This window comes from Pseudomonas sp. PS02303, assembly GCF_029959925.1.
Taxonomy (GTDB): Bacteria; Pseudomonadota; Gammaproteobacteria; order Pseudomonadales; family Pseudomonadaceae; genus Aquipseudomonas; species Aquipseudomonas mandelii.
This window is the reverse complement of sequence record NZ_JASCOM010000029.1, coordinates 1-12,494: the sequence shown is the minus strand read 5'-3', so window position 1 is coordinate 12,494 and position 12,494 is coordinate 1. Positions and strand designations below refer to the sequence as shown.

At 57.8% G+C, this 12,494-nt stretch carries 12 protein-coding genes; all 12 read right to left on the bottom strand.

The genetic code is table 11. The annotated features are described in order from the left end of the window. Nucleotides 1-23 precede the first annotated feature (23 nt). A complete protein-coding gene (gene rfbA, locus QMX98_RS10320) occupies nt 24-914 on the bottom strand; it encodes a glucose-1-phosphate thymidylyltransferase RfbA (protein WP_282410716.1) in 891 nt (296 codons plus the stop codon). Then, nucleotides 911-1,804, bottom strand: coding sequence for a dTDP-4-dehydrorhamnose reductase (gene rfbD / locus QMX98_RS10315; protein WP_282410715.1), 894 nt, complete (start codon nt 1,802-1,804; stop codon nt 911-913). The genes rfbA and rfbD overlap by 4 nt, the downstream gene beginning before the upstream one ends. Further along, entirely contained in the window at nt 1,801-2,877 is a 1,077-nt protein-coding gene (gene rfbB / locus QMX98_RS10310; protein WP_282410714.1) for a dTDP-glucose 4,6-dehydratase, read from the bottom strand. Before rfbB ends, rfbD begins: the two co-directional genes overlap by 4 nt. A gap of 227 nt (nt 2,878-3,104) precedes the next feature. After that, nucleotides 3,105-3,344, bottom strand: coding sequence for a LapA family protein (locus QMX98_RS10305; RefSeq protein WP_282410713.1), 240 nt, complete (start codon nt 3,342-3,344; stop codon nt 3,105-3,107). Between the two features lie 27 nt (nt 3,345-3,371). Then, nucleotides 3,372-3,668 carry an integration host factor subunit beta gene (gene ihfB, locus QMX98_RS10300; protein WP_002554561.1) on the bottom strand — a complete coding sequence of 99 codons (297 nt, stop codon included), beginning with the start codon at nt 3,666-3,668 and terminating at the stop codon, nt 3,372-3,374. 141 nt (nt 3,669-3,809) lie between these two features. Further along, the gene (locus QMX98_RS10295; protein WP_077747954.1) at nt 3,810-4,088 is read right to left on the bottom strand and encodes a hypothetical protein; all 279 of its coding nucleotides are present in this window, start codon (nt 4,086-4,088) and stop codon (nt 3,810-3,812) included. Nucleotides 4,089-4,301: 213 nt separating this feature from the next. Beyond that, the gene (rpsA, locus tag QMX98_RS10290; protein WP_008148721.1) at nt 4,302-5,993 is read right to left on the bottom strand and encodes a 30S ribosomal protein S1; all 1,692 of its coding nucleotides are present in this window, start codon (nt 5,991-5,993) and stop codon (nt 4,302-4,304) included. Nucleotides 5,994-6,113: 120 nt separating this feature from the next. Continuing rightward, a complete protein-coding gene (gene cmk / locus QMX98_RS10285) occupies nt 6,114-6,803 on the bottom strand; it encodes a (d)CMP kinase (protein WP_010461679.1) in 690 nt (229 codons plus the stop codon). Beyond that, nucleotides 6,800-9,007 carry a bifunctional prephenate dehydrogenase/3-phosphoshikimate 1-carboxyvinyltransferase gene (locus QMX98_RS10280; protein WP_282410732.1) on the bottom strand — a complete coding sequence of 736 codons (2,208 nt, stop codon included), beginning with the start codon at nt 9,005-9,007 and terminating at the stop codon, nt 6,800-6,802. Before QMX98_RS10280 ends, cmk begins: the two co-directional genes overlap by 4 nt. A 28-nt stretch (nt 9,008-9,035) precedes the next feature. Further along, a complete protein-coding gene (hisC, locus tag QMX98_RS10275) occupies nt 9,036-10,148 on the bottom strand; it encodes a histidinol-phosphate transaminase (RefSeq protein WP_010461683.1) in 1,113 nt (370 codons plus the stop codon). 10 nt (nt 10,149-10,158) lie between these two features. Further along, the gene (gene pheA / locus QMX98_RS10270) at nt 10,159-11,253 is read right to left on the bottom strand and encodes a prephenate dehydratase (protein WP_010461684.1); all 1,095 of its coding nucleotides are present in this window, start codon (nt 11,251-11,253) and stop codon (nt 10,159-10,161) included. Then, nucleotides 11,253-12,338 carry a 3-phosphoserine/phosphohydroxythreonine transaminase gene (gene serC / locus QMX98_RS10265; RefSeq protein WP_010461687.1) on the bottom strand — a complete coding sequence of 362 codons (1,086 nt, stop codon included), beginning with the start codon at nt 12,336-12,338 and terminating at the stop codon, nt 11,253-11,255. The genes pheA and serC overlap by 1 nt, the downstream gene beginning before the upstream one ends. Between the last annotated feature and the right edge of the window lie 156 nt (nt 12,339-12,494).

Genomic DNA, 12,494 nt, shown 5'->3' with positions numbered 1-12,494 from the left:
GTTCGAAGGATTGAGCCTTCGAATCAGTGGGAGGGCGAGTCCAGCAGCTTCTGCAGGTACTGACCGTAGCCTGTCTTCTTCAGGGCATCGGCCTGAGTACCCAGCTGTTCGGCAGTGATCCAGCCATTGTGATAAGCGATCTCTTCGAGGCACGCCACCTTCAGGCCTTGGCGCTGCTCAATGGTGTGCACGAAGTGACTGGCTTCCAACAGCGAATCATGGGTACCGGTATCCAGCCAGGCGAAGCCACGGCCGAGCATTTCGACGCTGAGGGTCTTCTGCTCGAGATAGGCGCGGTTAACGTCGGTAATTTCCAGCTCGCCGCGTTCGGATGGTTTGATGTTCTTGGCGATCTCGACGACCTGGTTGTCGTAGAAATACAGGCCAGTCACCGCGTAGCTGGATTTTGGCTTCAGCGGCTTCTCTTCGATGCTCAAGGCACGGCCGGCAGCGTCGAACTCGACCACACCAAAACGCTCAGGGTCCGACACGTGATAGCCGAATACAGTCGCGCCGTGCTCTTGAGTGCTGGCGGAACGCAGGTTCTCCGAGAAGTGCTGACCGTAGAAGATGTTGTCGCCCAGGATCAGGCAGCAAGGATCTTTGCCGATGAATTCTTCACCGATGATGAAGGCTTGTGCCAGGCCGTCCGGGCTAGGTTGCTCGGCGTAGGTCAGTTTGATGCCGTACAGACTGCCGTCACCCAGCAGTTTTTGAAAACATGGAAGGTCTTCGGGAGTCGAGATAATCAGAATTTCGCGCATACCGGCGAGCATCAGCACCGACAGCGGATAGAAGATCATCGGCTTGTCGTAGATCGGAAGCATCTGCTTGGACACGCCGAGGGTCAACGGGTGCAGGCGAGTGCCCGAGCCACCAGCGAGGATGATGCCTTTACGATTTGTCGTGGTCATTTATTCAGGACTTCCATCAGCATTCGGGTGACACCACTTTGCCAATCCGGCAAGTGTAGAGAAAAGTTGTCGCGCAGCTTCTGAGTGTTCAACCGGGAATTCAGAGGGCGGCGCGCCGGTGTTGGGTAAGCGGTTGTGTCTATCGGATTGATCACCGTAACGGCGAGCTCTTCACCGTTGGCCTTGGCAAAACCGATCACATGGCTGGCATAGCCGTGCCAGGACACTTCGCCGCTGGCCGCCAGGTGATACAGGCCCGCCAGCTCAGGACGCTGCAAGACTTGCTGAATGGCCAGCGCCGTCACGTCGGCAATCAAATCTGCGCCGGTCGGGGCGCCGATCTGGTCGGCGATGACGCTCAGGGTTTCGCGATCCTTGGCCAGACGCAGCATGGTCTTGGCAAAATTATTGCCGCGAGCGCCATAGACCCAACTCGTGCGAAAGATCAGGTGCTTGCAGCCCGAGGCAGCAATCGCTTGCTCGCCGGCCAGTTTGCTTGCGCCGTAGTGATTCACCGGGGCGACAGCGTCTGTCTCTTGCCATGGTGTCAGGCCTTCACCGCTGAACACGTAGTCGGTCGAATAGTGAATCAGCCAGGCATCCAGGGATGCAGCCTCTTCAGCCATGACCCGACTCGCCTGACCGTTCACACGGTCAGCCAGTTCAGTCTCGGATTCAGCTTTATCGACCGCGGTGTAAGCCGCAGCGTTGACGATGACATCGGGCTTGACCTGACGGATCATCGCGCGCAATGCATCGAGATCGGACAGGTCGCCACTCAAACCATCAACCGGGTGACGATCCAGTGCGATCAATTCACCAAGTGGTGCAAGGGAGCGTTGTAGCTCCCAACCCACCTGGCCATTTTTTCCCAACAGGAGAATTTTCATGCTTTGTCCGAACGATCCGTGTAGTTCTGGTCGATCCATTGCTGGTAGCTGCCGCTCTTCACGTGAGCCACCCACTCAGTGTTGTTGAGGTACCACTCGACGGTCTTGCGGATGCCGGTTTCAAAAGTTTCTTCCGGCGTCCAACCCAGTTCGCGCTGGATTTTGCTGGCGTCGATCGCGTAGCGCTGATCGTGGCCCGGGCGGTCCTGAACGTAGGTGATCAGGCTGGCATGTGGGCGATGAGCGGAGTCCGGACGCAGTTCGTCGAGCAGTGCGCACAGGGTATGCACCACTTCGATGTTCTCCTTCTCGTTATGGCCGCCGATGTTGTAAGTCTCGCCAATCACACCTTCAGTCACGACTTTGTAAAGTGCGCGGGCGTGGTCTTCGACGTAGAGCCAATCACGGACCTGGTCGCCTTTGCCGTAAACCGGCAGCGGCTTGCCTTCCAGTGCGTTGAGAATGATCAGCGGGATCAACTTCTCAGGGAAGTGGCAAGGACCATAGTTGTTCGAGCAGTTGGTGACCAGGGTCGGCAAGCCGTAGGTACGGCTCCAGGCGCGAACCAAGTGATCGGAACTGGCCTTGCTGGCCGAGTACGGCGAGCTTGGCTGATAAGGCGTGGTTTCGGTAAAGAGGTCTTCCGGACCTTCGAGGTCTCCGTAGACTTCGTCGGTGGAAATATGGTGGAAGCGGAAGTTGGCTTTACGCGCATCATCCAGCGCCGCCCAATAATGGCGTGCAGCTTCCAGCAAAGTGTAAGTGCCGATGATGTTGGTCTGGATAAATTCAGACGGACCGGAGATCGAGCGGTCAACGTGGGACTCTGCGGCCAGGTGCATAATGGCATCCGGCTGGTGTTCACGCAGAACTCGGTCCACTTGATCACGGTCGCAGATGTCGACACGTTCGAACACGTAACGCGAGTTCTGGCTGACTTCAGCCAGCGACTCAAGGTTACCAGCATAAGTCAGTTTATCGACGTTAACGACAGAGTCAGTAGTGTTGGAAATGATATGACGAATGACTGCCGAGCCGATAAATCCGGCGCCGCCGGTTACTAGAATTTTCACGCGAAACCATACCCTTAAGTTGCTGACAGGGCCGCCAACCGCGCACTGTCAAATCCATGAATGCAAAAGCCATCAAGTCAGCTATGGCTTCTGACAGAATCAGTCTGAACCGATGCGGGAATGCCCCAATCGGCCAAGCGTAGCATTTTACAGCTTAATAAAGGTTTTACTAATGGATATGGACAAGCTGTGACACAAATTCGACGCGCATGACGGGTTTTCCCCGATCAGACAAGGCGCTTGCGTGAGGCTCTGGACGTACGCCCCAGAAACCAACCGAGAATCGGCACGATCACCATGCCGACCAACAGCGCAATCACCATGATCAGCGACACCGGCATCTGTGGCCCCGCCCAACCCAGGAACAGCAGTGACACACCTTGCTGATTCTCAAGAACGAACGCTAGGATCGCAAGAACGAGCAACAGGACAAATACAGCGAGAAGTACGCGCTTGAGGTTACGCATCAGCGGTTCCTTGAAGTGCAGCAACTGTCAAAACCCCTCCTCCTCGTCCTCATTCACGCGATCGCGCAGTTCTTTGCCTGGCTTAAAATGCGGAACGAACTTGCCGTCGAGGCTGACGGACTGACCGGTTTTCGGATTGCGACCTACACGCGGAGCGCGGTAGTGCAGAGAGAAGCTGCCAAAGCCACGGATCTCGATGCGATCACCGGTGGCCAGACACTGCGACATTTGTTCAAGCATAGTCTTGATAGCCAGCTCCACATCCTTGGATGAGAGCAGCCCTTGATGGGTGACAATTCGTTCGATCAACTCCGACTTCGTCATATTTTTCCCTTCTTTTTCAAGCAGCTAGGAAAAGCGCTTCAAAGGTTTTAGCATGCCCGGAGGAATTTGAACAGCCCGGGTTTTCACATATTTTCACCAGCAATGACCGCCCAATTACGAGGAACTACGACGCGATCTAGCTCAGCGACAAATAACCAGCATGGTGCGCGTCAGATACCCCGCGGGATTGAAGCCGAAAGGGTATTCATCCTCATCCTTGGCATCATCGGACCTGGCTACAACCTTATAGCCCGCCGCCTTACACTCTTTGTCCGCGCGCTTACGGCACTTCTCCCATCCAGAACCCAATCCCGAACAATCTATCTCTACGCCACTGACTCCACGCACGGCATGAGTCTTGGCATTCGTACCGCAACCCGCCAGCATCAAGACTGCCATTGCGACAATGAGCTTGTTCATTCACTTCCTTATGGCAGACGCCCTGCCCGGCTATCGTTCTTTAGCTAAAGACTAGCTGCAAATAAGCGATTGATCCGATTAAAGAAAGAGACAACACAGAAGGATCATTGGTTTCAAGAACAGCCACCCCGCGCACGAACCACCCGACAAACCCAAATCCCAGACACAAAAAAGGGCGACCGAAGTCGCCCTTTTTCTATGGTCTGACAGAACTCAGTTCTGTTTTTCCATTTGTGCACGCAACAGGTCGCCCAGAGTGGTAGGACCAGCAGCGATGCTATCCGAAGGCTTGTCTTTCAAGCTTTGGATGGCTTCTTTCTCTTCAGCATCGTCTTTCGACTTGATGGAGAGCTGGATTACACGGCTCTTGCGGTCAACGCTGATGATCTTGGCTTCTACTTCCTGGCCTTCTTTCAGAACGTTGCGCGCGTCTTCAACGCGGTCACGGCTGATTTCGGAGGCTTTCAGAGTCGCTTCGATATCGTCGGCCAGAGTGATGATGGCGCCTTTAGCGTCAACTTCTTTCACGATGCCTTTAACGATGGCGCCTTTGTCGTTCTCTTGAACGTACTCGGAGAACGGATCGCTTTCCAGTTGCTTGATACCCAGGGAGATGCGCTCGCGCTCTGGGTCAACCGACAGGATAACGGTGTCCAGCTCGTCGCCCTTCTTGAAGCGGCGAACGGCTTCTTCGCCCACTTCGTTCCAGGAGATGTCGGACAGGTGAACCAGACCGTCGATGCCGCCGTCCAGACCAATGAAGATACCGAAATCGGTGATCGACTTGATGGTGCCGGAGATTTTATCGCCCTTGTTGAACTGGCCAGAGAAATCTTCCCATGGGTTAGATTTGCACTGCTTGATGCCGAGGGAGATACGACGACGCTCTTCGTCGATGTCCAGAACCATAACTTCCACTTCGTCGCCGACTTGTACGACTTTCGAAGGGTGGATGTTCTTGTTGGTCCAGTCCATTTCGGAAACGTGTACCAGGCCTTCAACGCCTTCTTCCAGCTCAGCGAAGCAGCCGTAGTCGGTCAGGTTGGTTACACGAGCGGTAACGCGAGTGCTTTCTGGGTAACGGGCTTTGATAGCAACCCATGGATCTTCGCCCAGTTGCTTGAGGCCCAGGGAAACACGATTGCGTTCGCGATCGTACTTCAGAACCTTGACATCAATCTCGTCGCCAACGTTGACGATTTCGGAAGGATGCTTGATACGTTTCCAAGCCATGTCGGTAATGTGCAGCAGGCCATCGACGCCACCCAGATCGACGAATGCGCCGTAATCGGTGAGGTTCTTGACGATACCTTTGACTTGTTGGCCTTCCTGCAGGGATTCCAGCAGAGCTTCACGCTCAGCGGAGTTCTCGGCTTCGAGGACGCTACGACGGGAAACGACAACGTTGTTGCGTTTCTGGTCAAGCTTGATGACCTTGAATTCCAGCTCTTTGCCTTCCAGGTGCGTGGTGTCGCGCACAGGACGGACGTCAACCAGAGAACCTGGCAGGAACGCACGGATGCCGTTAACGTCGACAGTGAAGCCGCCTTTAACCTTACCGTTGATAACGCCCTTGACCACTTCTTCGGCTGCGAAGGCTGCTTCCAGAACAATCCAGCATTCAGCGCGCTTGGCTTTTTCACGGGACAGCTTGGTTTCACCAAAGCCGTCTTCAACCGAGTCCAGAGCAACGTGAACTTCGTCACCGACGTTGATAGTCAGTTCACCAGCATCGTTGTAGAACTGCTCAAGCGGGATGAGTGCTTCAGACTTCAGGCCAGCGTGAACGGTTACCCAGCGAGCTTGGTAATCGATATCAACGATAACACCGGTGATGATGGAGCCTGCCTGAAGGTTCAGGGTTTTTAGGCTTTCTTCAAAGAGTTCCGCAAAGCTTTCGCTCATTTTAATTCCTGTTGAATAAGGGCGAAGGATACGCCCATCTCCACATCCCAGACGACGTGGGTTATGTTCATTTAAAGAAGCACTGCAAGACTATGACTGGTCCCCTGCAGAGCTTCTTGGTCACCCGGCGATATCGCGAATGGCGATCTCGCTCATGATGCGTTCCAGCACCTGATCGATGGATAACTCCGTGGAATCCAGCTGTATGGCGTCAGCCGCCGGCTTGAGCGGGGCTACCGCTCGCTGGGTGTCACGCTCATCGCGTGCACGGATCTCATCTAGCAGACTCGACAGACTAACACCATCGACTTTGCCCTTCAACTGCAAGTATCGACGGCGCGCACGCTCCTCGGCACTGGCAGTGAGGAATATCTTCAGCGGCGCGTCCGGAAAAACCACCGTGCCCATGTCGCGCCCATCGGCGACCAACCCCGGCGATTCCTGAAACGCCCGCTGACGCTGAAGCAGCGCCTCGCGTACCGCGGGCAATGCAGCCACCTGGGACGCACCCGAGCCGACGCTTTCCGTACGGATGACATCGCTGACTTCGTCACCCTCCAGAATGATGCGCTGCAGTTGACCTTCGGTCGCCGCAATGAACTGCACATCCAGATGAGCGGCAAGCTTTTTCAGCAGTTCTTCATTCGTCAGGTCAACGCCGTGGTTATGCGCAGCGAACGCCAACAGACGGTAAAGCGCACCGGAATCCAGCAAATTCCAGCCCAGACGCTTGGCCAGTATCCCGGCGACCGTGCCTTTGCCAGAGCCGCTTGGCCCATCGATGGTGATGACCGGTGCGATGATTTTCACGACTGAGCCTCTTGTGCAACACGAATGCCGACCTGCGCACAAAGCGCAAGGAAGTTCGGGAACGAGGTTGCGACGTTGGCACAGTCATGGATGCGAATCGGTGCGGTGGCGCGCAGCGAAGCAACGCTGAACGCCATGGCAATCCGGTGATCGCCGTGACCGTGCACTTCGCCGCCGCCTATCAGGCCGCCGTCGATGATGATGCCGTCCGGGGTCGGTTCGCATTTGACGCCCAGCGCCAGCAAGCCATCCGCCATGACCTGGATACGGTCCGACTCCTTGACTCGCAGCTCTTCGGCGCCACGCAACACGGTGCGCCCTTCGGCACAGGCCGCGGCCACGAACAGCACCGGAAATTCGTCGATGGCCAGTGGAACCAGTGCTTCGGGAATCTCGATACCCTTGAGTTTAGCTGCCCGTACGCGCAGATCCGCCACCGGCTCACCGCCGACTTCACGCTGGTTTTCCAGAGTGATATCAGCGCCCATCAGACGCAGGATGTCGATCACGCCGGTACGGGTCGGGTTGATGCCGACGTGCTCGAGCACCAGCTCCGAACCTTCGGCGATCGATGCCGCCACCAGGAAGAACGCGGAAGACGAGATGTCGCCCGGCACTTCAATGTGGGTCGCGGTCAGCTTGTGGCCGGACTCAACCGAAGCGGTCGCACCGTTAACAGTGACCGGATAGCCAAAGCCGCGCAGCATGCGCTCGGTGTGGTCGCGGGTCGGAGCCGGCTCGGTGACGGTGGTCTTGCCTTCGGCGTACAGGCCGGCCAGCAGCAGGCAGGATTTCACCTGGGCGCTGGCCATCGGCATGGTGTAAGTCAGACCCTTGAGCTTGTTGCCGCCACGAATGGTCATCGGTGGACGACCTTCAGCGGCGGTCTCGATCACGGCACCCATTTCACGCAGCGGATAGGCCACGCGATTCATCGGGCGCTTGGACAGCGAGGCGTCACCGGTCAGGGTGCTATCGAAGTCCTGCGCAGCCAGCAGGCCCGACAGCAGACGCATCGAGGTGCCGGAGTTGCCCAGATAGATCGGGCCCGGCGCAGGCTTCAAGCCATGCAGGCCGACGCCGTGAATGGTCACGCGACCGTGGTGCGGACCTTCGATCACGACGCCCATGTCGCGGAAGGCTTGCAAGGTCGCCAGGGCGTCTTCGCCCTCGAGGAAGCCTTCGACTTCGGTGACGCCTTCGGCCAGGGAGCCGAGCATGATCGAACGGTGGGAAATCGATTTATCGCCCGGTACACGAATCCGCCCAGTCAGGCGGCCACCAGGTTGAGCCAGGAAAATCAGGTCGTTGGAGTTCATAGCGTCCACATAAGCCCGGCGGGCCAGGATTTTACTGAAATGTTCGCGGGCAACCCGGGCGCGAGTGAATACGCCCAACAATTGGTGCCCATCCCCTGCATCGACCGCGTCGCGCAAGGCGTCGAGGTCGCTGCGAAATGTATCAAGTGTGCGCAGGACAGCTTCGCGGTTGGCGAGGAAGATGTCGTGCCACATGACCGGGTCGCTCCCCGCGATTCTTGTGAAATCGCGAAAACCGCCCGCAGCGTAACGGAAGATCTCAAGGTTTTCATTGCGCTTGGCCAGTGAATCGACCAGACCGAACGCCAGCAAGTGTGGCAAATGGCTGGTTGCCGCCAACACTTCGTCGTGACGCTCGACCTGCATGTGCTCGACATCGGCGCCCAATTCACGCCACAAACGGTCGACCACTGCCAACGCGGCCGGATCGGTCTGATCCAGCGGTGTCAAAATCACTTTATGGCGACGGAACAGCTCGGCATTGGAGGCTTCCACCCCGCTCTGCTCGGAACCGGCAATCGGATGACCCGGCACAAAACGCGACGGCATACCGCCAAACGCTTCGGTCGCGGCACGCACCACATTACCCTTGGCGCTGCCAACGTCGGTCAGAATCGCCTGCCCCAGGTCCATGCCGGCCAAGCGGCCAAGCATTTTTTCCATGGCAAGGATCGGCACGGCGAGCTGGATCACATCCGCGCCCTGACAAGCAATCGCCAGGTCTTCTTCGCAGCGATCCACTACGCCCAACTCAACCGCGAGCTTGCGCGACTGCGGGTCGAGATCGACCCCGACCACTTCGCGACACAGGCCACTTTCGCGCAACCCCTTGGCAAACGAACCGCCGATCAACCCCAGGCCGACCACCACCAGGCGACCGATCATAGGGCCAGCAGGTTGCAGTGCAGTGACATCAACCACGAGCCAGAACCTTGGTCAGCGCCTCAAGGAAGCGGCTGTTTTCCGCGGGCAAACCGATGGTGATGCGCAGGTGGTTCGGCATGCCGTAGTTGGCCACCGGACGCACGATCACGCCTTCGCGCAGCAACCCCTGGAAGATCGGCGCAGCCACCTGCCCCATATCGACGCAGATGAAGTTGCCCTTGGAAGGAATCCAGCTCAGCCCCAGCTCACGAAACCCCGTTTCCAGCTGCTGCATGCCGGCTTCGTTCAGGCGACGGCTTTCAGCCAGGTAATCGGCATCTTGCAATGCAGCGCACGCAGCGGCCAGGGCCAGGCTGTTAACGTTGAACGGCTGACGCACGCGATTCAGCACATCGGCAACCACCGCAGTGGACAAGCCATAACCGACCCGCAGTGCCGCCAGGCCATAAGCCTTGGAGAACGTGCGCGAAACCAGCAGATTCGGGTACGCCGCCAGGAAGTCCAGGCCATCCGGCAAGTCGCTGCCCTCGGCGTATTCGATGTACGCCTCGTCCAGCACCACCAGCACATGCTCCGGCACGTCCTGCAGGAACTCGTCCAGCGCCTCGGCACCGAACCAGGTCCCGGTCGGGTTGTTCGGGTTGGCGATGAATACCACACGAGTATCGGCATCGATCGCAGCCAGCATGGCCGGCAGGTCATGGCCCCAGTCTTTGGCCGGGACCACTTTGGCCGTCGCGCCGACGGCTTGCGTGGCGATCGGGTAAACAGCAAACGCATGCTCACTGAACACCGCGTTCAGGCCGGGCGCCAGGTACGCACGCGCCACCAGCTCCAGAATGTCGTTGGAACCGTTGCCCAGCGTCACCTGATTCAGCTCGACGCGGCACTGCTCGGCCAGCAGGGTCTTGAGCGCAAAACCGTTGCCGTCCGGATAGCGGGTCAGCTCGGCCAGTTCGTCGCGAATGGCTGCCAGCGCCTTTGGACTGGCGCCCAACGGGTTTTCATTGCTGGCCAGCTTGATGATTCTGGCTGGATCGATGTTCAGCTCACGCGCCAGTTCGTCCACGGGTTTGCCCGGAACGTAAGGCGAAAGTTGTTGCACGCCCGGCTGCGCCAGAGCGAGGAAGTTGCCACTCATTTGCTACCCCTTAGAGAACTGCTTTCGGGTAAGAACCCAGCACTTTGAGTGCTACTGCTTCCTGACTGATCTTTTCCAGTACACCTTTGATCAACGGATCACGGTGGTGGCCGACGAAGTCGATGAAGAACACGTAGGTCCATTTACCGCTGCGCGACGGACGGGTCTCGATTCGCGTCAGGTCGATACCGTTATCGTGGAACGGCACCAGCAACTCATGAAGCGCGCCGGGCTTGTTGCTCATGGAGACGATGATCGACGTCTTGTCGTCGCCGGTCGGCGGTACTTCCTGGCTGCCGATCATCAGGAAGCGCGTGGAGTTGTCCGGGCGATCCTCGATTTTCTCGGCCAGGCGGGTCAGCCCATACAAGCTGGCGGCCATGTCGCCGGCAATCGCCGCCGAGTTCCACTCACCCTTGACCCGCTTGGCTGCTTCGGCATTACTCGACACCGCCACGCGCTCGACATTCGGGTAGTGCGCGTCCAGCCACTTGCGGCACTGGGCCAGGGACTGGGCGTGGGAGTAGATGCGGCTGATGCTGTCGGTCTTGGTGTTTTCACCCACCAACAGGTGATGGTGAATCCGCAGCTCGACTTCGCCACAGATGACCATGTCGTGTTCGAGGAAGCTGTCGAGGGTGTGGTTGACCGCGCCTTCGGTGGAGTTTTCCACCGGGACCACGCCAAAATTCACCGCACCGGCCGCCACTTCGCGGAACACTTCGTCGATCGCCGCCATCGGCTTGCTGATCACCGCGTGGCCGAAATGCTTCATGGCGGCGGCTTGAGTGAAGGTGCCCTCAGGGCCTAGGTACGCCACTTTCAGCGGCTGTTCGAGGGCCAGGCACGACGACATGATTTCGCGGAACAAACGCGCCATCTCTTCGTTGCCCAGCGGCCCCTGATTGCGCTCCATCACCCGCTTGAGCACCTGAGCCTCACGCTCAGGACGATAGAACACCGGCACTTCGCCTTCGGCCAGCGAGGCCATCTTTACTCGCGCAACTTCCTGGGCGCAGCGTGCACGCTCACTGATCAGCTCCAGGACTTTGGCGTCCAGGGCATCAATGCGAACGCGCAGTGCCTTGAGTTCTTGCTCAGACATTAGCCGTGTTCCTTCTCGAACTCTGCCATGTACGAAATCAGTGCGTTGACCGCAACGATGTCGACGGCGTTATAGATGGAGGCACGCATGCCGCCCACAGAACGGTGACCCTTGAGGTTCAACAGACCACGTTCGTCGGCACCGGCCAGGAATGGCTTGTCGAGACGGTCGTCAGCCAGGCGGAACGGAACATTCATCCACGAGCGATCCGACTTGTTGATCGGGTTGCTGTACAAGCCGCTGGCGTCAATGAAGTCGTACAGCGTGCGCTGCTTCACTTCGTTGAGCTTGCCGATAGCTTCAACACCACCCTGCTCTTTCAGCCACTCGAACACCAGACCGGACAGATACCAGGCCAGGGTAGGCGGGGTGTTGTACATCGAGCCGTTATCGGCCGCGACCTTGTAGTTGAGCATGGTCGGGCACAGGGAACGGGCATGACCCAACAGGTCTTCGCGAATGATGTTCACGACAATGCCGCTCGGGCCGATGTTTTTCTGCGCGCCGGCGTAGATCATGCCGAAGCGCGAAACATCGATTGGGCGCGAGAGAATGTCCGAAGACATGTCGGCCACCAGCGGAACGTCGCCAGTTTCCGGGACCCAACTGAATTCCAGGCCGCCAATGGTTTCGTTCGGTGCGTAGTGAACGTAGGCCGCGTCTTTCGACAGGCTCCACTCGTTCTGACCGGGAATGGCGAAATAGTCATAAGGCTTGGCAGTAGCGGCAACGTTGACGCGACCGTAGCGCGAGGCTTCTTCGATGGCTTTCTGCGACCAGATACCGGTGTCGATATAGTCGGCGGTGCCGCTTTCCGGCAACAGGTTCAGAGGAATCTGAGCAAATTGCTGGCTGGCGCCACCTTGCAGAAACAGCACTTTATAGTTCGAGGGGATATTCAGCAGATCACGCAGATCCTGCTCGGCCTTGGTGGCGATGGACACGAACTCATCACTGCGATGGCTCATCTCCATGACCGACAGGCCCTTGCCGTGCCAATCAAGGAGTTCACCCTGGGCGCGCTGCAGGACAGCTTCGGGAAGTGCCGCAGGACCGGCACAGAAGTTATAGGCTCTCTTGCTCACATCCAATCTCGCTCTGATTTGGTGGTAATCACGCAATAAATCACAACATCAATCGACACAGAGTCCCTGCTGAAGCACAGCTTTTGTAGGAGTGAGCCTGCTCGCGATTGCATCACCGCGATGTGTCAGACATACCGCGGCGCCTGCATCGCGAGC

Excerpts from the sequence above, each read along its gene's own strand:
- rfbA (WP_282410716.1), bottom strand. The coding sequence starts at position 914 with ATGACCACGACAAATCGTAAAGGCATCATCCTCGCTGGTGGCTCGGGC.
- rfbD (WP_282410715.1), bottom strand. The coding sequence starts at position 1,804 with ATGAAAATTCTCCTGTTGGGAAAAAATGGCCAGGTGGGTTGGGAGCTA.
- QMX98_RS10305 (WP_282410713.1), bottom strand. The coding sequence starts at position 3,344 with ATGCGTAACCTCAAGCGCGTACTTCTCGCTGTATTTGTCCTGTTGCTC.
- ihfB (WP_002554561.1), bottom strand. The coding sequence starts at position 3,668 with ATGACGAAGTCGGAGTTGATCGAACGAATTGTCACCCATCAAGGGCTG.
- QMX98_RS10295 (WP_077747954.1), bottom strand. The coding sequence starts at position 4,088 with ATGAACAAGCTCATTGTCGCAATGGCAGTCTTGATGCTGGCGGGTTGC.
- rpsA (WP_008148721.1), bottom strand. The coding sequence starts at position 5,993 with ATGAGCGAAAGCTTTGCGGAACTCTTTGAAGAAAGCCTAAAAACCCTG.
- QMX98_RS10280 (WP_282410732.1), bottom strand. The coding sequence starts at position 9,007 with ATGATCGGTCGCCTGGTGGTGGTCGGCCTGGGGTTGATCGGCGGTTCG.
- hisC (WP_010461683.1), bottom strand. The coding sequence starts at position 10,148 with ATGAGTGGCAACTTCCTCGCTCTGGCGCAGCCGGGCGTGCAACAACTT.
- pheA (WP_010461684.1), bottom strand. The coding sequence starts at position 11,253 with ATGTCTGAGCAAGAACTCAAGGCACTGCGCGTTCGCATTGATGCCCTG.